This is a genomic window from Vibrio sp. 2096 (genome assembly GCF_033339595.1).
GTDB classification, from domain to species: domain Bacteria; phylum Pseudomonadota; class Gammaproteobacteria; order Enterobacterales; family Vibrionaceae; genus Vibrio; species Vibrio alginolyticus.
Window position 1 is genome coordinate 1 of the sequence record NZ_JAWOUX010000019.1, and the last position, 24,120, is coordinate 24,120.

At 45.1% G+C, this 24,120-nt stretch carries 24 protein-coding genes and 1 riboswitch; of the genes, 7 read left to right on the forward strand and 17 right to left on the reverse strand.

Annotated elements, in window-relative coordinates:
• Window positions 1–590: 590 nt before the first annotated feature.
• Window positions 591–1,046: an RNA-binding protein gene (locus R7Q41_RS21980; protein WP_017636066.1), complete on the forward strand. Its 456-nt coding sequence runs from the start codon at window positions 591–593 to the stop codon at window positions 1,044–1,046.
• Here the strand turns inward: R7Q41_RS21980 and murI are convergent.
• The 3 genes from murI to btuB are packed head-to-tail and all read right to left on the reverse strand — an operon-like array spanning window position 1,009 to window position 4,431.
• A complete protein-coding gene (gene murI / locus R7Q41_RS21985) occupies window positions 1,009–1,812 on the reverse strand; it encodes a glutamate racemase (protein ID WP_047104461.1) in 804 nt (267 codons plus the stop codon). The genes R7Q41_RS21980 and murI overlap by 38 nt on opposite strands.
• A gap of 31 nt (window positions 1,813–1,843) precedes the next feature.
• The gene (locus R7Q41_RS21990; protein ID WP_005378675.1) at window positions 1,844–2,536 is read right to left on the reverse strand and encodes an ATPase; all 693 of its coding nucleotides are present in this window, start codon (window positions 2,534–2,536) and stop codon (window positions 1,844–1,846) included.
• Window positions 2,537–2,595: 59 nt separating this feature from the next.
• Window positions 2,596–4,431, reverse strand: coding sequence for a TonB-dependent vitamin B12 receptor (gene btuB / locus R7Q41_RS21995; protein ID WP_170897637.1), 1,836 nt, complete (start codon window positions 4,429–4,431; stop codon window positions 2,596–2,598).
• A gap of 55 nt (window positions 4,432–4,486) precedes the next feature.
• Window positions 4,487–4,687, reverse strand: a riboswitch (cobalamin riboswitch).
• Between the two features lie 184 nt (window positions 4,688–4,871).
• On the opposite strand from btuB, the gene trmA reads away from it, so the two are divergent.
• Window positions 4,872–5,981: a tRNA (uridine(54)-C5)-methyltransferase TrmA gene (gene trmA, locus R7Q41_RS22000; RefSeq protein WP_318144662.1), complete on the forward strand. Its 1,110-nt coding sequence runs from the start codon at window positions 4,872–4,874 to the stop codon at window positions 5,979–5,981.
• A 65-nt stretch (window positions 5,982–6,046) separates the two neighbouring features.
• Here the strand turns inward: trmA and R7Q41_RS22005 are convergent, their stop codons facing one another.
• Both R7Q41_RS22005 and fabR read right to left on the reverse strand, forming a co-directional pair.
• Window positions 6,047–6,412: a YijD family membrane protein gene (locus tag R7Q41_RS22005; protein WP_005378634.1), complete on the reverse strand. Its 366-nt coding sequence runs from the start codon at window positions 6,410–6,412 to the stop codon at window positions 6,047–6,049.
• The gene (gene fabR, locus R7Q41_RS22010) at window positions 6,412–7,053 is read right to left on the reverse strand and encodes an HTH-type transcriptional repressor FabR (RefSeq protein ID WP_005378632.1); all 642 of its coding nucleotides are present in this window, start codon (window positions 7,051–7,053) and stop codon (window positions 6,412–6,414) included. The genes R7Q41_RS22005 and fabR overlap by 1 nt, the downstream gene beginning before the upstream one ends.
• A 263-nt stretch (window positions 7,054–7,316) precedes the next feature.
• Here fabR and sthA point away from each other — a divergent pair, with 263 nt between their 5' ends.
• Entirely contained in the window at window positions 7,317–8,747 is a 1,431-nt protein-coding gene (sthA, locus tag R7Q41_RS22015) for a Si-specific NAD(P)(+) transhydrogenase (RefSeq protein WP_132937312.1), read from the forward strand.
• Between the two features lie 57 nt (window positions 8,748–8,804).
• Here the strand turns inward: sthA and dinF are convergent, their stop codons facing one another.
• From dinF to lexA, 3 genes are all read right to left on the reverse strand, one after another.
• Entirely contained in the window at window positions 8,805–10,154 is a 1,350-nt protein-coding gene (dinF, locus tag R7Q41_RS22020; protein ID WP_172563455.1) for an MATE family efflux transporter DinF, read from the reverse strand.
• 55 nt (window positions 10,155–10,209) lie between these two features.
• Window positions 10,210–11,004, reverse strand: a complete 795-nt coding sequence (locus R7Q41_RS22025) for a class I SAM-dependent methyltransferase (RefSeq protein ID WP_025768172.1) — start codon at window positions 11,002–11,004, stop codon at window positions 10,210–10,212.
• 184 nt (window positions 11,005–11,188) lie between these two features.
• Window positions 11,189–11,809, reverse strand: a complete 621-nt coding sequence (gene lexA / locus R7Q41_RS22030) for a transcriptional repressor LexA (RefSeq protein ID WP_005378682.1) — start codon at window positions 11,807–11,809, stop codon at window positions 11,189–11,191.
• 368 nt (window positions 11,810–12,177) lie between these two features.
• Between lexA and plsB the strand changes: the two genes are divergently transcribed.
• Window positions 12,178–14,604, forward strand: coding sequence for a glycerol-3-phosphate 1-O-acyltransferase PlsB (gene plsB, locus R7Q41_RS22035; RefSeq protein ID WP_104979835.1), 2,427 nt, complete (start codon window positions 12,178–12,180; stop codon window positions 14,602–14,604).
• A gap of 64 nt (window positions 14,605–14,668) precedes the next feature.
• On the opposite strand, the gene ubiA is transcribed toward plsB, so the two are convergent.
• Window positions 14,669–15,523, reverse strand: a complete 855-nt coding sequence (gene ubiA / locus R7Q41_RS22040) for a 4-hydroxybenzoate octaprenyltransferase (protein WP_005378684.1) — start codon at window positions 15,521–15,523, stop codon at window positions 14,669–14,671.
• Window positions 15,524–16,063 (reverse strand): chorismate lyase, encoded by a 540-nt coding sequence (locus R7Q41_RS22045; protein ID WP_005378686.1) that lies wholly within the window; start codon window positions 16,061–16,063, stop codon window positions 15,524–15,526.
• Window positions 16,064–16,224: 161 nt separating this feature from the next.
• On the opposite strand from R7Q41_RS22045, the gene R7Q41_RS22050 reads away from it, so the two are divergent.
• The gene (locus R7Q41_RS22050; RefSeq protein ID WP_005378687.1) at window positions 16,225–16,635 is read left to right on the forward strand and encodes a flagellar basal body-associated protein FliL; all 411 of its coding nucleotides are present in this window, start codon (window positions 16,225–16,227) and stop codon (window positions 16,633–16,635) included.
• Between the two features lie 62 nt (window positions 16,636–16,697).
• On the opposite strand, the gene glpG is transcribed toward R7Q41_RS22050, so the two are convergent.
• The 6 genes from glpG to ftsY form a co-directional block, all read right to left on the reverse strand.
• Entirely contained in the window at window positions 16,698–17,540 is an 843-nt protein-coding gene (gene glpG, locus R7Q41_RS22055; protein WP_017821294.1) for a rhomboid family intramembrane serine protease GlpG, read from the reverse strand.
• Window positions 17,540–17,860 carry a thiosulfate sulfurtransferase GlpE gene (gene glpE / locus R7Q41_RS22060; RefSeq protein ID WP_005378691.1) on the reverse strand — a complete coding sequence of 107 codons (321 nt, stop codon included), beginning with the start codon at window positions 17,858–17,860 and terminating at the stop codon, window positions 17,540–17,542. Before glpE ends, glpG begins: the two co-directional genes overlap by 1 nt.
• A 493-nt stretch (window positions 17,861–18,353) precedes the next feature.
• A complete protein-coding gene (gene rpoH, locus R7Q41_RS22065) occupies window positions 18,354–19,211 on the reverse strand; it encodes an RNA polymerase sigma factor RpoH (RefSeq protein ID WP_005378693.1) in 858 nt (285 codons plus the stop codon).
• Between the two features lie 176 nt (window positions 19,212–19,387).
• Entirely contained in the window at window positions 19,388–20,356 is a 969-nt protein-coding gene (gene ftsX / locus R7Q41_RS22070; protein ID WP_213971076.1) for a permease-like cell division protein FtsX, read from the reverse strand.
• Window positions 20,346–21,020 carry a cell division ATP-binding protein FtsE gene (gene ftsE, locus R7Q41_RS22075; protein ID WP_005378697.1) on the reverse strand — a complete coding sequence of 225 codons (675 nt, stop codon included), beginning with the start codon at window positions 21,018–21,020 and terminating at the stop codon, window positions 20,346–20,348. The genes ftsX and ftsE overlap by 11 nt, the downstream gene beginning before the upstream one ends.
• A 22-nt stretch (window positions 21,021–21,042) precedes the next feature.
• Complete coding sequence (ftsY, locus tag R7Q41_RS22080; RefSeq protein WP_033907268.1) at window positions 21,043–22,257, reverse strand: signal recognition particle-docking protein FtsY; 1,215 nt, start codon at window positions 22,255–22,257, stop codon at window positions 21,043–21,045.
• 230 nt (window positions 22,258–22,487) lie between these two features.
• On the opposite strand from ftsY, the gene rsmD reads away from it, so the two are divergent.
• Together rsmD and R7Q41_RS22090 are read left to right on the forward strand one after the other, a co-directional pair.
• A complete protein-coding gene (gene rsmD, locus R7Q41_RS22085; protein ID WP_005378702.1) occupies window positions 22,488–23,087 on the forward strand; it encodes a 16S rRNA (guanine(966)-N(2))-methyltransferase RsmD in 600 nt (199 codons plus the stop codon).
• A gap of 25 nt (window positions 23,088–23,112) precedes the next feature.
• The gene (locus R7Q41_RS22090; protein WP_005378704.1) at window positions 23,113–23,379 is read left to right on the forward strand and encodes a DUF1145 domain-containing protein; all 267 of its coding nucleotides are present in this window, start codon (window positions 23,113–23,115) and stop codon (window positions 23,377–23,379) included.
• Window positions 23,380–23,436: 57 nt separating this feature from the next.
• On the opposite strand, the gene R7Q41_RS22095 is transcribed toward R7Q41_RS22090, so the two are convergent.
• Window positions 23,437–24,021: a YhgN family NAAT transporter gene (locus R7Q41_RS22095; RefSeq protein WP_005389671.1), complete on the reverse strand. Its 585-nt coding sequence runs from the start codon at window positions 24,019–24,021 to the stop codon at window positions 23,437–23,439.
• Between the last annotated feature and the right edge of the window lie 99 nt (window positions 24,022–24,120).

The following is a 24,120-nucleotide window of genomic DNA, read 5'->3' on the forward strand; positions in this document are numbered from 1 at the left end:
AGCGTTCAATCTGAGCCATGATCAAACTCTTCAATTTAAGATTTTGTTCGGCTCAATGAATACTGAACATTACATAAGTAATGTTTGAATTGACTGTGCTGAATCTTTCGATTCAATGGTCACTTCGTATCATTGAAACCTAATTTGATACCAAGGTATCGAATTGGATTATCATCAACGAGTGCCCACACAGATTGATAGGTTCTTATTTTTAAAGAGCTTTTCTAACGTTTTCAGCAACTTAGTTGCTCGTCGTTAGGGGTGCGTATCTTACTTCACACCGTGAGAGAGTCAAGCATTTTTTTCAAATTCTTTTTTCTCTCTTCTCGACTCGCTGTGTGACTTTCGTCTCACTCCGTGTCGGTGGATGCGCAGTATAGGGGGTTGAGAAATTAGTACAAGCGTTTTTTGCAAATAAAAAACCAACCGGTCACAAATTATCCAAAAGTGCGATATTTGCATATTTCTTCGTCACATTTGAGACATATCACAGCAATTGGTTGGAAAAACACCAACCATATACGTAAGATTCATGTGTCTATTCTGTTAATGGACAATCGATCTCTTTATCACTATGTGTAGTAATTAAAATGACGTCTAAAAAAAATCTGATTTTATGTGTTGGGCTGGCCATCGTTGGGGGAATCATCTTCTCTCAATTCATCATCCCACCAGCCTTGAGCTTCCTCATTGGTGTTATCGCTACTGCTTTTCTTTTTTCATTTTCTAGCAAAACACCTGTTCTTCAATCTTCGGATCCTGATCCTTCAACTAAAACGCTGTATGTCGGCAACCTTCCTTATAAGGCCAATGAGAGTCATGTTCGCGATTTGTTTGCTGAATATGGACAGGTCTATGCGGTACGCTTAATGAAAGATAAGCGTACAGGAAAAAGAAGAGGGTTTGGTTTTGTCGTGATGGCTGCGGCAGATGCCAAGCCAGCTATCGCTAAACTTAATGAAAAGGAATATATGGAGAGAACGCTAAAAGTGAGAATTGCGAACGATCCTAAACATCCGGATGGTGGTAAACCTGAACAGGATTAAAACCTAGCTTCTTTAAACAAATGTTCAGTGCATCTTCCTGCCAAGGAGTTGCACTGGCATAAATCGACTTACTTCCCTCTTCTGTATCCTCAATTTCATCACTTAATAGCAATGCTTTTACTCGACGTGCAATCGCTGCGCCTGAATCAATTAAAGTAACGTCCCCACCCAAAGCTTGATGAATTTCCTCTTTGATTAAAGGGAAGTGAGTACAACCGAGCACCGCAACATCGACTTTATCGCGAAGGGGAAGCAGGATATTTGTCAGTTCGTCGAGAGAAACGCTGTTGCCCCGCAACTTCTCTTCGGCCATATCTACCAAGCGAGTTGATCCCACCAGCTCAACTGGTTTGCCTTGCGCAAAGTCCCGTATTAACTCGTGAGTATATTGGCGTGTTACTGTCGCCGGAGTGGCGATCAGCCCTACCCCTTTTGATGCTAAAAGCGATGCGGGTTTAATCGCAGGGACAACACCAACAACGGGAATCGATAAATTTTCGCGTAAGGAAGGAAGCACTATGGTGCTCGCCGTGTTGCAAGCAATGACGACAATGTCGACTTGGTGTTCTTCGACTAAAGAAGAGACCAGTTGGTTAACTCGTGAAACGAGTACAGCCTGATCGAGTTCACCATAAGGGTAAGCCTGATTATCGAATAAGTATAAGTAGTCTAGCTGGGGCAATAGGCGATGTATCTCTTGGAATACAGAAAGACCACCAACACCAGAGTCAAAAACTAGGACTTTTTTCTTACTTGCTACTCGCACGAGTCTTACCTAAAGAACAGAAACGTTGCGATCATACTGCGTAGATTTGTTTTGGCAATGCTTTAGCATGGTATCTTTGATGGCTGAATCTATCTCCAGATTCTACATCTCGCTTCGTCAACTCAATATGTCCTTGAAAAGATGGCGAAGACGTGACCAATGTGTGAAATTCACCATTTTCCCCACAGGGATCAATTTGACTTGGTAATGACTCTATTAGGGCTTTGTCATACCAGCGACCACACCATTCTGGAGGGAGAACTCTTCCGTCGATGGTGATTAACATAGTTTGAATACCACGCTCTATGATTTCCATCGCTAGTTTTTCGCTGCTCTCCCCTAATAGAGGAAAGACGCATTCCCAGCCAACAGGTTCAATATAGCTGCGTCGGTAATCGGCAATGCCATTACAAAACATATCACCAAATGCGACAGCTTCTATGTTCAGACCACTACTTTGTAATGCATTAACGATGGTCGATTGATAAATGTCGTTACTTGGAAAGATTTCAGGTAGCTCGATAGTAATGAGCGGAAGCGCAAGTAAGTCTGCTTGCATTTGTACGACTTCAAGCGGAGTTGCTTGGAAAGGGACTTCTTTCCCTACGTAAGTCGTGTACAAACCGACAACTTGATAATTTGGATTCTCGTTAAGGCGCTCAAGCGTTAATGTCGAATCTTTACCACTGGACCAACTGATCACCACTCGCTTGGGTTTCTTCATTCGATTTTCCACCACAAAATATTAAAAACCGCCCGAAGGCGGTTTGTGCTCATTCACGATTAGAATTCGTAGCCAACGTTGATATAGTACGCTCGCTCTGCAGCGGGGTAACCTTTTGCCATCTCATACTCTTCATCAAGTAGATTATCGATACGAGCGCTCATAGAGGTCGACTCATTCGGATAGTAAGTCACTGCCGTATCAACCAACGAGTAAGAAGAAAGCGTGATATCTTGTGAAGGCCAAGTGCTGTAATCCACATCTGGACGCTTACCGACGTACTGATAGCTAACCGACCAGTCCACTTTATCGAAGCTCACTAAAGCATTCCACTTATACATTTCTTTAGCGCGACGCTGCAACTGATGCCCTTTATCGTCTTCAGCATCTTTGTAATCTGCACTCAACTGGTGCTGCACAATCCCTGTATCAAACTCAGCAACAAGCTCCACACCTTGGATATGTGTTTCACCATCGACATTCAAATATTTGTACGTGGTTGGATGGTAATCGATAAGATTCGTGATTTTATAGTCATAACCCGTGACGGACCAAAAAACGCCTTGGACATCACCGCTGAATGCTAGCTCCCAAGCATCTGACTCTTCCGGCTTCAGATCTTTCTCACCGTATGTCGGGTCATACTGCTGATATAGGTTTGGAGCCTTAAACGCAGTACCAAAAGAGGCTTTAACCCCAAACTCTGGTACAAACTGGTAACCAGCCGCTAAACTGTAAGTGAACTCACTACCGTATTCTTCATTATCATCAAGGCGAGCACTGCCCTCGAGCATTGCTTTATCAATACTAGTGGTTGCCATACCAAACAGAGCGCCATTGGTACGATCAAACGTTTTATTCGCACTCTTGTCTTTATAAGACTCGTTGCGCCAATCAATACCACCAGCCAACGTCGTATTGTTGTTTAGCAAGTAACTGTTGGTCCACTGGACATTTTGCTGCTCAAGTTCATCTTCAGTACCTGAGTGTTTGCCTTTTGCTTGCTCATAGTTCCAAGACTTCTGTTTCTGTGCTGTTACTTGTAGTTCTGACATCACATTATCAGACTGATACTTACCGCCCAGAGTGACAGAAAGATCGTCTTTTTCTGCTTCGTAGTAACCGCGACTACCGTAGCTGCTGTCATATTGATAAACATTTTCGTAAGCACGTAGGTTACCAAATGCAGACCACTGGTCATTGAAGTTATGCACGTAACCTAGCAGACCATTCTTTGTATCAAAGCCATGGCGATCACCGTCATTAACTCCCGGTACAGGACGAACGTTATAACCATCATCACTTTCACTACCAAGCGCGATATTTAGCTGGCCGCTCTCTGTGACTTTAATACCAGATGCCACACTCAATTCTTGATAATCTAAACTACCTAAACCCGCACTTAACTTCGTTCCTTCTTCGTCAGCACGCGCAATGGTGATGATATTGATCACGCCACCAATCGCTTCTGAGCCGTAAAGTGACGCACGCGCACCACGCACGTACTCAATACGTTGAACGTAAGTAAGTGGGATTTGGTTAAAGTCCACAGCGCCCTTCGCTGCTCGTGCAAAACGTACGCCATCAACCAGTACTAAAACTTGGTCGGAACTGGTTCCACGAACAAATAAAGACGCTAACTGACCACGACCACCATTTTGTGAAACTTGAATTCCGGTAAGGCGACGCAATACATCTGGTAGGGTTTTCGCTTGAATGCGATCGATGTCTTGTCGAGTAACTACTTCGACATCTGCCAACGTACGGCTTTCGGCTTGCTCAAAACGGTTTGCCGTAACAACGATGGTTTCGTCAGTGGAGGTTTCCTGGGCCTGTAGATAAGAGACAGGTGAAAGCAGCGATGCCAAAGTGATCGCCAGTGCGGATTTTCTCATTGTATTGTCCTAAATCGCGTAATTCCTTCCGAGCCCTGTCGTCATGACAGTCCAGTGCTGTGGCTCAGTTGTTGGCAGGTATTCGGACTCAAGAGCACGGGTGTACCGCCTACTTGCTCGACTTCCCACATAAACTAATGCAGTGTCTGATGAGCGTTCGTTCTCTTTTACCGCTGCGCGTCAGTTCTGGATTTACACCAGATTCCCATTTCAGCCATCTAGATTGCTAGATAGCACCAACTTGAGGCAAATATTATTCAGCTATTGATTATTTGTCCAGCCAATATTGCCCTTAGAAGTTGTAACGTTTTGATTGATTTTGCTTTCTACTCTGCCTGTACGCACTATCTTTAAATCAATTCCAGTACAAAACTGGACATCCTATTGAGATTGAATAAAATCTGCGCTCTTAAATTGAATGCACCATAAAAGGTAAGATCATGGCTACTCTTGATGTAAACCCACAACGCTACCAAGAACAACTGGCAGAAAAAGTCGAACGTCTCACGGATATGTTCGCGCCATACAACATGCCAGAACTGGAAGTGTTTGAATCACCAGAGCAGCACTACCGCATGCGTGCTGAGTTCCGTGTTTGGCATGAAGGCGAAGATCTTTACTACATCATGTTCAACCAAGAAACTCGTGAGAAATACCGTGTTGACCAATTTCCTGCTGCAAGCCGTCTGATCAACGACCTGATGCCGCTATTGGTTGAAGCGATGAAAGACAACGACTCACTACGTCGTAAACTGTTCCAGGTGGATTTCCTATCGACACTAAGTGGTGAGATTCTGGTTTCACTCCTTTACCATCGCCAACTTGATGAAGAGTGGATTGAAAACGCGAAAGCCCTTAAACAGCGTTTAAATGATGAAGGCTTCAATCTAAACATCATTGGTCGTGCTCGTAAGATGAAGATTGTCCTAGACCGCGACTACGTGATCGAGAAGCTCGATGTAAATGGTCAAAGCTACATCTACCAACAAGTAGAGAACAGCTTCACTCAGCCGAACGGCAAAGTCGCAGAGAAGATGTTGGAATGGGCTGTCGACTGTACCCAAGAAAGCACTGGTGACCTACTAGAACTTTACTGTGGTAACGGTAACTTCTCGCTGGCGTTGGCACAGAATTTCGACCGCGTACTGGCAACTGAGCTAGCGAAGCCATCTGTGGTATCTGCACAGTACAACATCGCTGCCAATAAGATTGATAACGTACAAATCTTACGTCTATCAGCAGAGGAATTTACTCAAGCGATCGAAGGTAAGCGTGAATTCCGTCGTCTACAAGATGTAGGTGTGGATCTGAAGAGCTACAACTGCAACACGATTTTTGTCGATCCACCACGTGCTGGGATGGATGTCGATACTTGTAAAATGGTGCAAGGTTACGAGCGCATCATGTACATCTCTTGTAACCCTGAGACTCTAAAAGAGAACTTGGACATTCTATGCGAAACACACAACGTGACGCGTTTTGCTCTGTTTGACCAATTCCCTTATACCCACCACATGGAAGCTGGCGTGCTATTGGAACGTAAAGCTTAGTCCACCAGCTTCAGACAAAAAAAAGCGAGCTCAATGGCTCGCTTTTTTTAATTTGATTCGTTTGCTTATTCCGCAGAAGTCTTCTTGCTGACAAAACCTAGCTTCTTACCAATCCATGCGAGTAAGATCATTGAAACCATGATCGCGAAGAAGTTTGAGCCTGCTTCTGGGTATTGCGCTTTAATAAACGCAGAGTGACCAAACGCACCTACGAAGAAGCACGCCAAGCCAACTAATGGGATATCTTCTGATACCGGATTATTTAGGTACTCTTGGTAAAGAGCTTGTACAGCCAGTACGAGTGCAATCAATGGGAAGATTGAAAAAGACACTTCACTCATGGTCAACCATGACAACAAAGCATCACCACACATACCTGCAACCAGTGCCAAAATCAGCGTTTTCTTTTCAGATTTATTTCCATTCGACATTATTCTATCCCGCCTTTTAATCGGTTACGTTCACGTTCTTTGCGATACCAATAGGCCCCTTTGGCTATCATTCGCAATTGCATGATCAATCGCTCGGCGAGTTCATCGCGCTCACGTCGATCTAAATCTAAAGCTTCAGCCCCCGAACTGAAAACCAAAGTCACAGACGCTTCTGCTTGAGTATACGCCTCTTCTCTGGTCACGCCGGTGCTCATTAAATACTCGGTTAATTCTGCCGCAAAATGCTGTATTTCTCGAGCAACAGCGGTACGAAATTCAGCAGAAGTGCCGGAGCGCTCACGCAACAACAAACGAAAAACGTTCGGACTACTTTCAATGAATTCCATAAAGGTTTCGACCGAGGTACGAATTACGCTACCTTCTTTCACAATACGTTGACGCGCCTGACGCATCAGTTGACGTAGTAGCAAACCGCCTTCATCGACCATAGTTAAGCCTAGCTCATCCATATCTTTGAAGTGGCGGTAAAAAGAAGTCGGTGCAATCCCTGCCTCTCGGGCGACTTCTCGCAAGCTAAGGCTGGAAAAGCTGCGATCCGCACTTAATTGACTAAATGCCGCATCGATCAATGATCGACGTGTCTTCTCTTTTTGCTGTGCGCGGATTCCCATCGATTTCATTCTTAACTTGCTCTTTTTCTGTAGGGTACAAGAGCCTCAATATAACGCAATTTGCTCCTACGGAGAAAGATATGTTGCTTCGCTCGCTCTGAGCGCCGAGAACGTTACTATTGGCATGCATCTAATTGCAATGTTCTCGATGCAATTTATAGACATACAACATACCAAATCATCCTTTTGGTCGATTCTGCGTGATCACTTCCACTCTCTAACAGGCATGACGTGTACCAATAGAGTAAATGAGTTAAAATCGCGCTAAAGCAATGTTAAGCAAATATAACAAGGAAGGCATCATGGCGCATGTTAATCACTATGACGTGATCGTAATCGGTAGTGGCCCTGGCGGAGAAGGGGCTGCAATGGGATTAACCAAAGCGGGACTGAATGTTGCCATTGTCGAGAAAGAAAGCAGTGTCGGCGGCGGTTGTACTCACTGGGGTACTATTCCATCAAAAGCACTGCGTCATGCCGTTAGCCGCATCATCGAATTTAATAGCAACCCGCTATTTTGTCGAAACAACACCAGCGTTCATGCAACATTTTCTGACATTTTAGGTCATGCTAAATCGGTCATTGATAAGCAAACTCGACTTCGTCAGGGCTTTTATGACCGTAACTCATGCACACTTTTGTTCGGAACCGCGCGATTTATCGATAACTACTCAATTGCAGTGATGCAAAGCGACGGTACAGAAGAAATCTATTCTGCAGATAAGTTTGTCATCGCGACGGGTTCTCGCCCGTATCAGCCTGACGACGTAGATTTCTTGCATGAGCGCATCTACGACAGTGATTCCATTTTGAGCCTGAAACACGACCCTCGCCATATCATCATTTACGGTGCGGGCGTTATCGGTTGTGAATACGCTTCTATCTTCCGCGGCCTTGGAGTGAAAACCGACCTTATCAATACCCGAGACCGCTTGTTGGAGTTTTTGGATAACGAAGTGTCGGATGCGCTGTCTTACCACTTCTGGAACAGCGGTGTGGTAATTCGTAATGATGAGACCTATGAAAAAATCGAAGGCACAGAAGATGGCGTGATTATTCACCTACAATCTGGCAAGAAGATGAAGGCGGACTGCTTGTTGTATGCGAATGGTCGAACAGGTAACACCGATAAGTTGAATTTGGGGGCTGTGGGTCTGGAAGCGGACTCTCGCGGACAACTAAAAGTAAACCGTAACTACCAAACCGATATTGAGCACATTTACGCTGTAGGCGATGTCATCGGTTACCCTAGCCTTGCAAGCGCCGCTTATGACCAAGGGCGATTTGTCGCACAAGCCATTACGAAAGGTCAGGCAGAAAACTATCTGATTGATGATATTCCAACGGGTATCTACACCATCCCAGAGATTAGCTCTGTGGGTAAAACCGAGCAAGAGCTAACAGCTGCGAAAGTACCGTATGAAGTAGGACGCTCTTCGTTCAAGCATCTAGCTCGTGCACAGATCGCAGGGAAAGACATCGGTAGCTTGAAGATATTGTTCCATCGTGAAACCAAAGAAATTTTAGGGATTCACTGTTTTGGCGAACGTGCCGCGGAAATTATCCACATCGGTCAAGCCATTATGGAGCAAAAAGGCTCAGCGAATACCATCGAGTATTTCGTCAATACCACCTTCAACTATCCAACAATGGCCGAAGCGTATCGTGTCGCTGCGTTGAATGGTTTGAACCGCTTGTTCTAATCTATGCTTCTTGATAGCAGACAGAAAAACAGCAGGCTTGGACCTGCTGTTTTTATATCAACATTGTGCGAGGAAGGTATCCTTGTGCCATTGGTAGAGAAAGATAACCCCTAAACCAATACCCCGCATCAACATAAAGCTCGTCATTGCAAACCACAGCGCGTGATTTTCCCACTCGGCGAATAAGTAAAAGACAACAAAGAAACTGCTGGTCGCGACAAACATACTATTGCGCATGTCTTTGCCTTTGGTTGCACCGACAAAAATGCCATCCAATAGAAAGCACCACATCGACGCAAGTGGCATCACCACCAGCCAAGGTAGATACACCGCTGCTTGCTGTTGTACCGCCTCAATTGAAGTGATCATGGCGATCAACTGCGATCCCGCCAAACCAAAGAGCGCGGTCAGTCCTAAACAAATAACCAAACTCCAAAAGAAAGTGCCGACAAGCGATTCACTCAATTGTTGCCTATCTTTGGCACCAATCGCCTTCCCGACCATGGCCTCCATTGCGTAAGCAAAGCCATCCATGCCATACGAGATAATCATCAGGAAGCTCATCAGAACCGCATTTGCAGCGACAACCTCATCACCAAAGCTCGCACCTTGGAACGTCATAAAGCTAAAAGCCGCTTGCAGACACAAAGAGCGCAAGAAAATATCGCGATTCAATTTCACGAAGCGCCCTAAACCGTGTTGAGTGCTGGCTAGCAACTTTTGAGGTGATGGTAATTGTCTCTCTCGCCAGGTTTTCCAGACACACATGAGACCAAAACCCATGCCTGAGTAGTCAGCAATCACTGATGCCAGCGCAGCGCCTTCTACTTTCCACCCCAAACCAATCACAAACAACAAATCGAGGGCAATATTAGTCACGTTGGTGATGATCACCATCCACATTGGTGCTTTGGAATTTTGCGTTCCGAGCAGCCACCCCAACAACACAAAGTTCATTAGCGCTGCGGGGGCACTCCACACACGGATAGAGAAATATTGCATGCCGTAGTGTTTTACCTCTGCGCTGGCGTCACTCCAGCCAAAGATCAAATCAGCAATCGGGTTATGGGCAATAAGGAAGACTAACGCAAACAGCAGCGCCATAAGTGAGCCTTGCATAAACACCAAGGCAAGTTGCTTTCGGTCTTCACCGCCAAAGGACTGCGCCGCCAACCCAGTAGTCGACATACGCAAAAAACCAAGCAGCCAAAACGTCACGCTGATCATGGTGCTGCCCAACGCAACACCACCCAAATACCAAGCGTGGTCTAGATGACCAATCACCGCAGCATCGACCAAACCGAGCAATGGGACAGTAATATTCGACAGCACCATAGGTATCGCTAAAGCTAAGACTTGGCGATGAACTTTTGGGTTAGATAAAGGAGAGAAGATTGAATTTGTCACAGGCACCTCATCAGTAAGATCGACGAGTGTACCTGAGCGCTTAACGACTAGCCAATTACCACTTGATGTGAACGAGGACTGGCGTGAGGCGATGCTTCAACATTGGAATCTTATTAAGCCAACGCTGCCAAGCTTTCCAACGAGAACAGAATCTATCGAATGGCGAGAAAGCTTTCGCCCATTGTGCCCATGGTAACCATTGCAATATCTGTGCTGCAGGCGCTTCAAAGCCATGAGCATAACGATCAGAGCCAAGCTTTTTCCCCCACTTGGTTTCCGTTAAATCTCCTGCCAGCACCATACACAGTTCAGCAGAAACAAAATGTCGACCTAAGGTTTGAATAAATTTCGCGACTTGACGCTCTGTGCAATCGAGCAGTGCCATTTCACATAAAATGAGTACCGGTGCTTGCTCTGGAATAGCTAACGTCTCTAGCCACGACATTTCATCCACACTGCCACAGCGATGTTCATAGCGTTCATTTTTGTGGAACAAGCGCTGACGCCATACCAAATTTTCCGTCACATCCAGCTCTATCCAATGGCAGCGTCCATTATCCAAACGATAAAAGCGGGTATCCAACCCCGCTCCGACATTGATTATCCAAGCATCGGGATACTGCTGTAAGAAGTGACTAACCTGCTGGTCACAAAGCTGAGTCAGCGTCACGTGCAGCAATTGCTTCTGCGCAATATCACCACTCAAACAATCCGGCGCCATCTTACAGCTCAAACACGCTTTAGCAGCTATCGGATCGTACACCAAGCCATTGTCGACCATGCTTTCACGGCTACGCAATAACAGTGGCTTTAATAAATGGTTAGGAACTTGATGTTTAGACTGAGACATGGGCATTTCCTGCGCCAGAGAGAAAACATAGACATTGATAAAGATGATAATGAATATCAATTACATTATCAAGCTTATAAATTGGTCTAAACAAACAAGGTCAAGATGATGAGCAAGCTTTTGGAGGAAGTAGAAAAAGAGAAAAGACAAAGCAGCCCAGATGAACTGGGCTGCTTAAACACACTTACATCCAATCGGTATTGCGAATAATACCAACGGCTAAGCCTTCAATCGTAAGGTGCTGAGACGTTAAGTCCACTTGGATTGGGGCAAACTCTTCATTCTCAGCATGCAGTAATATGGTTGAACCTTTGCGCTCCAAACGCTTCACAGTCACATCATCATCAACACGCGCAACGACAACTTGACCGTCTCTCACGTCTTGGGTTTTATGCACCGCGAGCAGATCGCCATCCATAATCCCGATGTCTTTCATACTCTCGCCATTTACACGAAGTAAGAAATCCGCTTGCGGTTTGAACATCGCAGGATCGACTTGGTAGTGCGCCTCTACGTGCTCTTGAGCCAAGATTGGCTCACCCGCTGCGACTTGACCAATCAAAGGCAAACCCTGCTCATCATTGGCTGCGTCTTCAAGCAGGATACGAATCCCACGAGAAGCGCCTGGAATAATTTCAATTGCTTGCTTACGAGCAAGCGCTTTTAGGTGTTCCTCTGCGGCATTCGCAGAGCGGAAGCCAAGCTCACGCGCAATCTCTGCACGAGTTGGTGGCATTCCGGTGTCGTCGATTTTACTTTTAATCAAATCGAAGACTTGTTGTTGGCGTGGCGTTAACGGCTTCATGTCTCACCTGTCTTTTTATACAGTTAACTGTGAGTATATCCAGTAAATGCTCAAATGAAAACCCAATTGGTTGTTTTTTAATTTATTTGTGGGGAGCTTTCAGCTTACCGATTAAGTTCATTCTTTATTCGTTTAAAACACCGACTTTTCAGTTAATCAAGTCAAAGCAATAACTTAGGGGTTCGACTAATTTACAGCCAATAAAATTAAAAGGTTTGACCAGTTTCTGGTATCCTTGCAGCGCTTAAATTTTATCGCCTAGGCTTATTTCTATTGCCCTACTCATCTCTTTTTATAGAGAAGACATGCAAAGCGGAAACTGAAATAAGGTTAGGCCTGTTTGAATACCTATTGAGGCTGTGAACTTTATGTCTTCTGGACAATCATTTTCACGTTCATTACTAAAACTACCTTTATCGGTACTGGTAAAGGGCACCACAATCCCGTCGAACCCGATTGAAGATCTGAACATCGACCTAACTAAACCGATTGTATATGCCCTGCCGTTCCGCTCGAACGTGGATTTGCTGACACTGCAAAAACAAGCCATGAGCCTTGGTCTACCCGACCCGCTCAGCCCGCTGGAAATCAATGGCAAAACGCTGAACCGTTTCGTCTTTATCGCTGCGCGTCCAACTGTGATGAACAACGATAATGATGTCCCAACCGATTCTGTTTCTCTGTTCACTGACTTACTGGAACTGCACAAGCTGGATAGTGAGTTGGATGTTCAAATGATCCCTGCAACCGTGCTTTGGGGTCGTAAGCCAGGTAAAGAAGAGAACCAAAAACCTTACCTTCAACCGATGAATGGTCCGCAAAAAGCCAAAGCAGTAATAGCGGCGGGACGCGACTGCTTAGTTCGCTTTAGTCCCGTGGTATCTCTGCGTTATATGGCAGACTCTCACGGTACCGACAGCGCAATTGCGCACAAACTGGCTCGCGTGGCGCGTATCCACTTCTCACGCCAGAAACTGGCTGCTTCAGGCCCAAACTTGCCACAACGCCAAGTGTTGTTTGCTCGTTTACTAAAATCTCCAGCTATTGAACTGGCGATTGCTGACGAAGCCAAGAGCAAAAACATCTCGATTGATAAGGCACGTAAAGAAGCCCACGACATCATGGATGAAATCGCCGCCGACTTCTCCTACAGTCTGGTGAAAAACGGCGACCGCATCCTGAGTTGGTTATGGACAAAACTATACCAAGGTTTGCACATCAATAACGCCTCGACTGTGCGTCGTTTAGCGCAAGACGGCCACGAAATTGTGTACGTTCCGTGTCACCGTAGTCACATGGACTACCTGCTGTTGTCTTATGTTTTATACCATGAAGGCATGGTGCCTCCGCACATTGCGGCAGGCATTAACTTGAACTTCTTCCCGGCCGGTCCTCTTTTCCGTCGCGGTGGGGCGTTCTTTATTCGTCGTAGTTTTAAAGGCAACAAACTGTACTCAACCATTTTCCGTGAGTATCTAGCTGAGCTGTTTGCCAAAGGCTATTCAGTCGAGTACTTCAGTGAAGGTGGTCGTTCACGTACAGGTCGCTTACTGCAAGCGAAAACGGGTATGCTGGCTATGACCATCCAAGCAATGCTACGTGGTCTAAACCGCCCAGTAACACTAGTACCGGTCTACATCGGTTACGAGCACGTAATGGAAGTAGGCACTTACGCGAAAGAGCTGCGTGGCAAACGCAAAGAGAAAGAAAACGCAGGGCTTGTACTGCGTACTCTGCGTAAACTGCGTAACTTTGGTTTGGGCTATGTGAACTTCGGTGAGCCAATTCAGCTCAACCAATACTTGAACGAGCATGCTCCTGAGTGGACGAAAGACATCGACAGCATGGGTGGTAACAAACCACAATGGATGAATCCTGTGGTCAACGACCTTGCTAATAAGATGATGACGCACATCAATGATGCGGCGGCAGCAAACGCGTTGACCTTGTGTGCAACCGCACTGCTTGCTTCTCGTCAACGTGCACTTTCTCGTGACTCGCTGATCAATCAGATCGAGTGTTACTTAAAGCTACTCAAAAATAATCCGTACTCAAGCACCTCCACTATCCCTACCGAAAGTGCTGAGGAGTTGGTCGATCATGCAATTTCGCTTGATAAGTTCGTGATTGAAACCGATAGCATGGGTGACATCATTTCGCTGGACCGTAGCCAATCGATCCTGATGACTTACTATCGCAACAACATCATTCACTTGTTCGCTCTGCCGTCATTAATTGCCCAAATGCTCATTCGTCAGCGCAACCTTTCGGTAGCCAAGATTCAAGCGAATGTCGCGCAAATCTACCCATTCTTGAAGAAAGAGCTGTTCTTAAGTTACCAGGAAGACGAGTTAGATGAATTGGTCGTTAAAACGCTGCATGAATTTGCCGATCAGAAAATGATTAGTCTTGATGGTGATAAGCTAGAGATCAATCAATCGAACAACCAGCCTTTGGTTCTGCTAGGTCGTACGATAACTGAAACGCTGCAACGCTACTCTATCGCGATGAACTTGCTTGTTGCTTACCCTGAGCTGGGTAAATCGGACCTAGAGCAGAAGAGCCAAGATATTGCTCAGCGCCTAGGGCGTTTGCACGGTATTAATGCGCCAGAATTCTTCGATAAAGGTGTGTTTACCGCGATGTTCAATACGCTCAAACAGCAAAAATACCTCGATAACGATGGTAACTGTGACACGAAGAAAACGCAGCAATTTGCACGGCTACTGTTCACTCTGCTTTATCCAGAAGTGAAACTGACGATCGAAGAGAGTATTCACCAACTTCGGTCGTAACCGTTTTACCTTCGTCCAATAAGAAAAAAGGCATCCAATCGGATGCCTTTTTCTATTTCTTCGCTTACCAAAATGCGACCAGTAACCCTATCGCTATCACCATGCCAACATAATTGTTGTTAAGGAAAGCCTTAAAGCACAACTCACGCTCACGGTGACGAATTAAGTGCTGCTGATAAACAAACAACGACGCTGCAATCAAAAGGGTCCAGTAGTAACTTTGTCCCAATTGGTAGAACTGCCCTAACCAAACCAACATCGCGAGTGTAATCAGTTGCAACACACCAATAATAAGCTTGTCATGACGACCAAACAGAATTGCCGTCGATTTAATGCCAATCTTTAGATCATCATCTCGGTCTACCATCGCATATTGAGTGTCGTACGCAATGGTCCACAAAGCATTAATGAGGAACAAAAACCAAACAATTAATGGTAATTCCCCAGTTTGTGCAGCCCACGCCATTGGAATCGCCCAGCTAAAAGCCAAGCCTAAAAATAGCTGTGGAATATGAGTGTAACGCTTCATAAATGGATAGATGAACGCCAACACAATGCCAGCGAAGGATAGCTGAATCGTCAGCGGGTTCATGGTCAGCACTAACAAAAACGAGCTGATACCCAAAACCAAAAATAATCCAATCGCTTCTTTTGCTGTCACTTTCCCTGATGGCAGTGGACGTTGCTTAGTACGCTTTACATGGCCGTCGACTTTGCGATCTGCAAAATCATTAATCACGCACCCCGCACTACGCATTAGGAAAACACCCAATACAAACACGATGAATACATCCCAACTCGGCATCCCTTGGGCTGAGATAATTAGCGCCCAAATCGTTGGCCACATCAGTAACAGTGAACCAATCGGGCGATCCATGCGCATCAGTTGCCAATATGCTTTGGCTTTTTCTGCGGACATTTACACTGTCTCCTTAGCGTAAACTGGTGAATTAGATAAGAATAACTCGGCGACTAGCATCGGTTTGTGATTCATCCACAACCTTGAGCGTCGTGCTAACAAACGTCCTTCTGGTACGGCTACCCATCCCATTTGCAAAGAGTCCCGCTCAACGTTATCTGCGCTAAACACAGTTAGTCCTAATGGGATATCCCCTTGTTGAGCCAAATCATACTGCTGATCAACTAAGGTTGAACGAGGAATCAATGTCCGCCCAATAACCCAGTTATTATTGTCACCGCACAAAATTACCTCTCTCAGTAAGCAATCTTGTTCGGACAATAACTGGCTTTCGTCCTGTTTTAATGTCGCTGCAGTGACGATCTGATTTTGTAGCAATTCTACCGTTAACGCTTGGCAGTGCTGTTTTAAACGACGTGACAAAGACCCTTGCTCTTCAAGCCAATGCTTGGCAAATTCATTTGGAAATTCGAATTCTTCGGGGTTTTGCCACTCTACTTCCAATAAAGAAGCAAGATAGAGTGATGTTGGCTGATTCATACTAGTATTCAATTGGAGGCTTTATGCGTACAATAAAGCAACAACTTACCGTCCATAGTAATGTATGTAACCGTAAGTTCCGTTATTTGTTATAGACGGCCCATTGTATCAAGACTGAAGCGATTCGAATATCGCGATCCAGAGAAAGAAAAGTTAGAAATATGTACAAACGTTATATAGCCCAAATTATTTTTGCGTTAACCATACTATTCGCCGCACCAAGTTGGGCTGAAACGGAAGAAGCTGGACCTAAGTTGGCATACTTTACCCTAGAGCCTGATCTCACTACTAACTTTTACACCAAAGGCAAAAAGTTAGGTTATGTGCAAGTGCGCATCGACATCATGGTAATGAGTCAACAAGATTTATCAGTTGTTGAGCATCACCAACCTTTGATTCGCGATGCAGTGATTGAATTATTGGGTAAGCAAACAGAAGATACGATTAAGTCCCTTTCTGGCCGAGAAGATCTGCGCAAAACTTTAGTGACGACCCTCAACGAAACGCTTTTGCCTGAAACAGGTAAAACCATCATTGCCGATTTGTTGTTTACAAAATACCTTTATCAATAAACCCAAATCCGTTTTGAACATAAAAAAGACCGCTCTTGAGCGGTCTTTTCATTTCATCTGCTTTAGGCTTGCTGTTGGTATTTCATCTTGCCTGAATCAAACAGCGCAATCGCCATCCCCGACAGTAGCCCAACTAAGTGAGCGGTGTTTGCAATCGCCATAAATGGCTGCACAAAACCAAGAACTAACCATACCAACATAAAGACGATGATTGGCTTGGGTAGCGTAAGGCCTAAATGTGGCAAGCGGTAACCCAGTATCCACAAATAACCAAGCAGTGCATAGACCACGCCAGACAAGCCGCCGAAGTTAGCCCCTTCAACATAGAACTGGCCTGCCCCTGAAAGCGCTGCCGACACCACAAAGAGTTGCAATAGCTTACCGGAACCGAGACGACGTTCGATGTCGCCACCCAACTGCCACCACCATAGTAAGTTAAACACGATGTGAGTTACTGAAAAGTGCAGTAACGCATGACTTAGCCATCGCCACACTTGCCATTGTTGCCCCTCAAAAGCCGGGAAGTGCAACAACTTAAACACGCCATTGCCAAAGCCAAACATTTGTAACAAGTAGATGATGATACAGACTGTCATGATCAGCAAAGTCATGGGGCCAGCTTTCGCTTTGACCATGCTTATGATACTCGGGCTGGAATAATGAAATGTGCTCTTACGAGTATCGGCAACGTCCCACGAGGCGGCGCTGTATTTTGAATCAGACGGATTAGCAAGGAACTGCTTAAGTTCGGCTTCCGCTTCTATTTCATGCTGGCTATCAGTCAGCCACAGCGCAAACTGCCCATCTCCTTCTGGCATCATTTCGATGTCAATTTGGCGAGAGGCCATATAATCAATAAAGGCTTGCGCCATACGTGGATTATTTAACGTTACCAATCTCTTCATTAACTTCTCACTATCGGTAGTTCTGCTCGATGCCAGGCTTCAAAGCCACCATCTACACTGTACACCTGTTCAAAGCCTTGGTTAACCAAATATTGCGCTGCACCTTGGCTACTAATGCCGTGGTAACACATCACTAGAATAGGTTGTTCGAACTCCACTTCATCCATAAACGCAACGATCGTATCGTTAGTTAAATGATACGCGGACTCCGCATGCGCAACGGCAAACGATTGAGGGTCACGGATATCTACAAGCTTCGCATCACCCTGCTCGAGCAGCGCTTGCGCACCTTGTACATCGATATGCTTAAACTGATCCATTTACTTTCTCATTGTCTTATTAATATACCCAAGCAACCTCGAACCTAACGTACTAATCAGCACCCGTGGTACAGCATAAAATCCATATTTGAAGTTGCTTGGGTATACTGCCGCTATTGTAACCTATCCAACGGCAAACTTAGACACATGGATAATCAGGGTTTTCAAAAGTGTACACATTCCAACCATTTGTGGATAAAGCTGTGAATTGCGTTGATAAAGTGTATTTGGATCTTTTGATCCACAATATGTAGTGATGATCCTGATCTAACTGTGTGTATATCTATAACTATCCCCAGATGGAAAAGTGCTTGAATCCCTTATTTTGTCCGGGTTTCGAACAGTTGATAAATAATTACTTCACAGAGTTATGCACAGGTAGCACATAAAATCCGGATCGCAAACGCTATCGATTTTCGATCGACAATAAAAAAGCCGAGATCACATGATCTCGGCTTTCTGTGAAAATCTTACTTTCAATTAGCAGTGGAAATTAAAATTCACCCACGGCCAATTTTAGTTTCTTCATTGCATTTTTTTCTAGCTGGCGAATACGCTCGGCAGAAACACCGAACTCATCAGCTAAGTCTTGCAATGTTGCTTTCTCATCATCTAACCAACGAGAACGCACGATGCGCTGACTACGCTCATCCAAACTCGCTAATGCATGACCCAAGCGATTGTTGGTGTGCATTTCCCAGTTGGCGGCTTCAATGTTGTCGGCCACATCAGACGATTTGTCTTCTAGGTATAGCATCGGCGCTGTGTAAGCGTTTGAACTGTCGTCTTCATCAGTTGGCATATCAAAGGTTGAATCCACCGCCGCTAAGCGTGATTCCATCTCGCGAACTTCAGAAGGCTCAACACCTAACTCGCGCGCAACGGTTTCCACTTCACCGTTGTTAAACCAACCCAAGCGCTTTTTCGACTTACGCAGGTTGAAGAACAATTTACGTTGCGCTTTAGTGGTCGCAATTTTCACGATACGCCAGTTACGTAGCACGTATTCGTGGATCTCTGCTTTGATCCAGTGGACAGCAAAAGAAACCAAGCGAACCCCTACTTCTGGGTTAAAACGCTTAACGGCTTTCATTAGACCGATGTTACCCTCTTGCACAAGATCCGCCATCGGCAAACCGTAGCCAGAGTAACCACGAGCAACGTGAACAACGAATCGTAGGTGCGAAAGAATTAGACCTTTTGCAGCCTCAATCTCACCTTTATAGTGTAATCGTTCTGCCAGCTCACGCTCTTCGTCTGCAGTCAGCATTGGGTAGCTGTTTACTGAGCGAATATAGCTATCAAGGCTATCTTGCGTGACTAGAGCCATCGGATACGCTTCTTTTGTCATTCAATTCCTCATCAATCTCTGATCTGGAGCATTACATTGCAATTTAGCTTCGATATCTTGAACTCAAAATGAACAAGTTTCAAGAAGGGGAAGCAATTATCCATAAACATTTGGTCTAAGCAAGGGTTCAAAATTAGCTAGTGCTAATGAAATCCAAGTAATAAGACCGCCATCACTTAAACTGGTTCAATTTCTTTTAAATGTCGTTGCGCAGAAAAACGCGCCGCAATACATCCCAAAAGACTCCCAATGATGATTAATAACAAAGATTCATCCCAACTTAGACCAATCAGGCGGAACTGGCTATCGTACAACGCAGCAAGGTCTTCCACCGCACTATTCATGACAATGGTCACTAAAGCCGTTACCAACCACGCAATAGTGGCACCTAACACGCCAAACCACATGCCTGTGTACAAGTAAGGGCGCAGAATAAAACTGTCCGTCGCACCGATCAGTTTCATGGTTTGAATCTCTTCTTTATTCGCCAGCACATTAAATCGCAATGTATTGCCAACGATTAAAAATACCGCACCGAGCATCAGTACTGTCAGGGTAATGACAATAATACTCGCGAGAGTTTTGATGGCATCAAGACGCGCCAGCCAGTCTTCGTCAAGTCTCACGTCGGTCACATCTTGTTGCTCTCGAACGTCTTTGGCTAATGACTGAATATCACTTTTTAGCTCCGAATCTGGCGTAATCACCAACACACCAGGTAGCGCATAGCCACTTAAAAGACTGATAGCTTGGTCGAACCCTGCATATTGGCTTAAATCAGATAGACCTTGTTGCGGTGAAATATATTCTACCTCTTTTACCAAAGGCCAAGTTTCAATTTGATCTTTGAGAACCATCACTCGCGCATCCGGCATGCCTTCAACTAAGTAAGCACTAACTTGTGAAGGAGAAGCGACATCTTCCGCTGCCCCCGCAACGTTTTTCCCCAATAGATACAAACAAGCTGGCATGGCAAGTGCCATGGAGATGACCGCTAGGGTCAGAATGTTGCCTAGTGGTCGTTGCCATAAGGCGCTAAAAGAGGATTTAGCTTGTTTTGCGTGGACAGAGAAAAAACCATCGGTATTCGCACGCTTGGCACTACGGCCTTTCCCATTCTTTTGGGAGTGCTTGTTACCTGCCATAGTCTTCTACCTCACTTAGGAAGCCTTGGTTCAATTCAAAATGACGATACTGTGGGCGAGTGTTTACTAACCCCACATCGTGCGTGGCAAGTAAGATTGTCACGCCCGCACGGTTAAATTCTTCGAATAGACGCAACACACGGTTGGATAATTCTGGGTCAAGGTTACCCGTAGGCTCATCAGCCACCAGCAACGTTGGTCGATTAACCACAGCACGGGCAATACCGACGCGCTGTTGCTCACCACCAGAAAGTTGACTAGGTAGACAACGAGCTTTATCGAGTAAGCCCGTTTTATCTAACGCCGCAGAAACACGGCGTTTGATTTCGTTTTCAGAAATCGATTCGATACGCATTGGCAGAGCGACATTGTCGTACACACTGCGATCCATCAATAGGCGATGATCTTGAAAAACAATCCCAATATTGCGGCGCAAAAAAGGGATGTCTTTGCCTGGAATACGCGTGATGTCGTGGCCATTAAAATGGATTTTGCCATCGGTTGGTCGCTCTATCGCGCAGATCAATTTCAGCAAGGTACTTTTACCAGCCCCGGAATGTCCGCCTAAAAACGCCATTTCACCGCGCCTCAGGTGAAAATCGACTTTTTGCAGTGCTTGTCGACCACCTCGGTAAGCTTTGCTTACTTGCTGAAATTTGATCACCGTTGATTTCCTCTAACTCTTTTTATTCTTCACGACTAAACAGTGCGTCAATAAACTCTTGAGTTTCAAATGGACGCAAGTCTTCGATACCTTCACCCACACCAATGTAACGAATTGGAATACCGAACTGATCAGCAATAGCGAAAATTACGCCGCCCTTGGCTGTACCATCCAGCTTAGTCAAAGTAATCCCGGTTAGAGGGGCAACATCACTGAAAAGTTTCGCTTGGCTAATGGCATTTTGTCCTGTACCTGCATCAAGCGTTAGCATGATCTCATGTGGTGCAGAGTCATCAATTTTCTTCATCACACGTACAATCTTACGCAGCTCTTCCATTAGGTTCGCTTTGTTCTGTAGACGACCTGCTGTATCAGCAATCACCACATCCACACCACGTGCTTTTGCCGCTTCAATCGCATCATAGATAACAGAGGCACTGTCTGCGCCAGTATGTTGAGCAATCACAGGAACATTATTACGTTCACCCCACACTTGTAGCTGCTCAACCGCTGCGGCACGGAAAGTATCGCCCGCTGCAAGCATCACTTTTTTGCCTTGAGTTTGGAACTGCTTCGCTAGCTTACCGATGGTCGTGGTTTTACCCACGCCATTTACACCCACCATCAAGATGACGTAAGGCGTTTTGTTGCTATCGATTTCTAGTGGCTGTTCGACTTTAGAAAGAATTTCAGCCATTTCTTCTTTCAACAAACCATAAAGGGCTTCGCCGTCTTTCAGATCGCCACGTGTGGCTTTTTCTGTCAGGTTGTTGATAATTTTTGTTGTGGTATTCATGCCCACATCAGCAATAAGCAGTTGCTCTTCTAGCTCTTCAAATAAGTCTTCATCGATTTTCTTACCACTGAACAGACCGAAGAAGCCAGCACCAATATTTGCTTTTGTTCGGCTTAAGCTGCGTTTAAGACGAGCAAAAAAGCTTTCTGTTGGCTTTTCTTGTTCTTGAACACGAGGCGCGGCCGATACGACTTCTGGCTCCTCTGCCTCTGCTTCTGCTTCTGCTTCTGCTTCTGCTGGGGCAGCCTCTGATTGTTTCGCTTCTTCTTCAAGTTCTGGCGTTGCTTCCGCTTGCTCAGCAACCGCTTCGGTTTGCTGCTCTTCAGAAGGCGCTTCCACTGCTTCTTCTTTTACTGTTTCTTCAGTTTTTGGTTTTGGGCTTTGTTCTTCGTCACCAAAACCTAGCCACGAAAGTAATCCGCGCTTCTTTTTTTCCGTCATCTGGGGCTATCCTAGATTGTTCTTTTATCTATTAATGACTCTTTTTTGACAAGATTATTATCTGTCTAAAAAAGGCTAATGACAAAGTTCTGAAAACTTTCCGATTAGGTAATTCTAATCTTATTAGTGTTACACTCTGTCATCTTGAATATTCTGGGCTGTATCCAAGCTCCAAGCTTATTGCTTGGGCGATTAGATATAGTATCACTTTATTAGCGGTCAAAAAATCTATGGTAAGACGTCGCCAGCAAAACTCATCACAAAAAAAGCCAACAACGGGCTTTGTTCGCATTATTAGTGGCTTATGGAGAGGCAGAAAACTTCCTGTACACGATGCTGAAGGCTTACGCCCCACGACAGATCGCGTCAAAGAAACGCTGTTTAACTGGTTAGCTCAAGATGTACCACAGGCAAAATGTCTCGACTTGTTTGCTGGCTCTGGCGGCTTGGGATTTGAGTCAGCTTCGCGCCAAGCAGAGCAAGTGACCATGGTTGAGCTAAACCCACAAGCTTTCCAACAGTTACAAAAGAATGTTGCCTCTCTTAACGCGAACAACATCCAAGTGGTAAATACCGACGCACTGAGTTTTTTGAAGCAACCGGGTTCTGCTCACCATGTGGTGTTTATTGACCCACCGTTTCGCAAAGGTCTATTGGATGAGACCGTGGCTCTGCTAGAACAAAATGGCTGGCTCGCGGAAGATGCGATGATTTATATTGAAACAGAAAAAGAACTCAATATTGCCGACTTACCAGAAAACTGGCAATTACATCGAGAAAAAACAGCAGGCCAAGTGAGCTATCGTCTTTACGAACGTACCTCCGCATAACGCCTCGATTTAAAAGGATACTTAAATGAAAGCACTAATTATGCTGGCCAAAGCGGCTATCGCCTTTGTTTGGTTAGTATTAATCCTAAATATTTTTATGCCCTTTCCCGGCAATGCCGCGATTGCGCTTTACATCATGACCGCTTTTTTGTTCATCATGCACGGTTTACAAATGGCCATCTTCATTGGTGCATTTGGCGACAAAATAAAAATGAGCAGTTGGGAAAAATATTCAATCCTGATTTTTGGTATTTTTGCCCTACTCGATATTCGTCGTAAACACATGATGTAATCGCTAAGATACGAAAAAGCCGCTCTTGTGAGCGGCTTTTTTTCTGCGTTTCGTTCGTCACCCAATGTAACTTTTTACACCATCCAAGAACATTTGAGTGGAGATCATCACCAGTAACAAGCCCATTAAGCGTTCTACCGCCTTCAAGCCACGTTCACCCAACAAGCGATTAAAGAAGCCATAAAACATCAGTATAAAAAATGTTGCGCCCCACGCAATTACGACTGATGCTGACATTTCCAACATTTTCTCTGGATGTTGCGAAGACAGTAAAAGCAAGGCTGCAATCACTGAAGGGCCCGCGATCATAGGAATGGCCATCGGAACAATAAAGGGCTCCTCGCCTGCTGCCAGTCCAGTGATGCTGCCAGCACTCGGGAAAATCATCTTAATCGCAATAATGAAGAGAATAATGCCACCTGAAATGCTGAGCGTTTCTGGCTGGACATGCAAAAAACTTAAGATGCTTTGTCCTGCAAACAGAAACAACATCAAAATCAGTAAGGCAAACAGTAGTTCACGAATCAATACCTTACGACGACGCTTGGGATCGATATGTTTGAGAATAGACAACACAATCGGCAAGTTACCGAGAGGGTCCATGATTAGAAACAGCATGGTCGCTGCAGAAAGAATGTCCATATTCTGGCCTCACCTCAAAAATGGCGGCCAGTGTATAGCAAACTGACAACATGAGTATATGACTGAGGGCGAAAACACCATAGTCACCCTCGATCTTAG

What these genes read in the sequence shown, in the direction of transcription:
- R7Q41_RS21980 (WP_017636066.1), top strand. Translation starts at nt 591, where the DNA reads ATGACGTCTAAAAAAAATCTGATTTTATGTGTTGGGCTGGCCATCGTT.
- R7Q41_RS21990 (WP_005378675.1), bottom strand. Translation starts at nt 2,536, where the DNA reads ATGAAGAAACCCAAGCGAGTGGTGATCAGTTGGTCCAGTGGTAAAGAT.
- btuB (WP_170897637.1), bottom strand. Translation starts at nt 4,431, where the DNA reads ATGAGAAAATCCGCACTGGCGATCACTTTGGCATCGCTGCTTTCACCT.
- trmA (WP_318144662.1), top strand. Translation starts at nt 4,872, where the DNA reads ATGGCTACTCTTGATGTAAACCCACAACGCTACCAAGAACAACTGGCA.
- R7Q41_RS22005 (WP_005378634.1), bottom strand. Translation starts at nt 6,412, where the DNA reads ATGTCGAATGGAAATAAATCTGAAAAGAAAACGCTGATTTTGGCACTG.
- fabR (WP_005378632.1), bottom strand. Translation starts at nt 7,053, where the DNA reads ATGAAATCGATGGGAATCCGCGCACAGCAAAAAGAGAAGACACGTCGA.
- sthA (WP_132937312.1), top strand. Translation starts at nt 7,317, where the DNA reads ATGTTAAGCAAATATAACAAGGAAGGCATCATGGCGCATGTTAATCAC.
- R7Q41_RS22025 (WP_025768172.1), bottom strand. Translation starts at nt 11,004, where the DNA reads ATGTCTCAGTCTAAACATCAAGTTCCTAACCATTTATTAAAGCCACTG.
- lexA (WP_005378682.1), bottom strand. Translation starts at nt 11,809, where the DNA reads ATGAAGCCGTTAACGCCACGCCAACAACAAGTCTTCGATTTGATTAAA.
- plsB (WP_104979835.1), top strand. Translation starts at nt 12,178, where the DNA reads ATGTCTTCTGGACAATCATTTTCACGTTCATTACTAAAACTACCTTTA.
- ubiA (WP_005378684.1), bottom strand. Translation starts at nt 15,523, where the DNA reads ATGTCCGCAGAAAAAGCCAAAGCATATTGGCAACTGATGCGCATGGAT.
- R7Q41_RS22045 (WP_005378686.1), bottom strand. Translation starts at nt 16,063, where the DNA reads ATGAATCAGCCAACATCACTCTATCTTGCTTCTTTATTGGAAGTAGAG.
- R7Q41_RS22050 (WP_005378687.1), top strand. Translation starts at nt 16,225, where the DNA reads ATGTACAAACGTTATATAGCCCAAATTATTTTTGCGTTAACCATACTA.
- glpG (WP_017821294.1), bottom strand. Translation starts at nt 17,540, where the DNA reads ATGAAGAGATTGGTAACGTTAAATAATCCACGTATGGCGCAAGCCTTT.
- glpE (WP_005378691.1), bottom strand. Translation starts at nt 17,860, where the DNA reads ATGGATCAGTTTAAGCATATCGATGTACAAGGTGCGCAAGCGCTGCTC.
- rpoH (WP_005378693.1), bottom strand. Translation starts at nt 19,211, where the DNA reads ATGACAAAAGAAGCGTATCCGATGGCTCTAGTCACGCAAGATAGCCTT.
- ftsX (WP_213971076.1), bottom strand. Translation starts at nt 20,356, where the DNA reads ATGGCAGGTAACAAGCACTCCCAAAAGAATGGGAAAGGCCGTAGTGCC.
- ftsY (WP_033907268.1), bottom strand. Translation starts at nt 22,257, where the DNA reads ATGACGGAAAAAAAGAAGCGCGGATTACTTTCGTGGCTAGGTTTTGGT.
- rsmD (WP_005378702.1), top strand. Translation starts at nt 22,488, where the DNA reads ATGGTAAGACGTCGCCAGCAAAACTCATCACAAAAAAAGCCAACAACG.
- R7Q41_RS22090 (WP_005378704.1), top strand. Translation starts at nt 23,113, where the DNA reads ATGAAAGCACTAATTATGCTGGCCAAAGCGGCTATCGCCTTTGTTTGG.
- R7Q41_RS22095 (WP_005389671.1), bottom strand. Translation starts at nt 24,021, where the DNA reads ATGGACATTCTTTCTGCAGCGACCATGCTGTTTCTAATCATGGACCCT.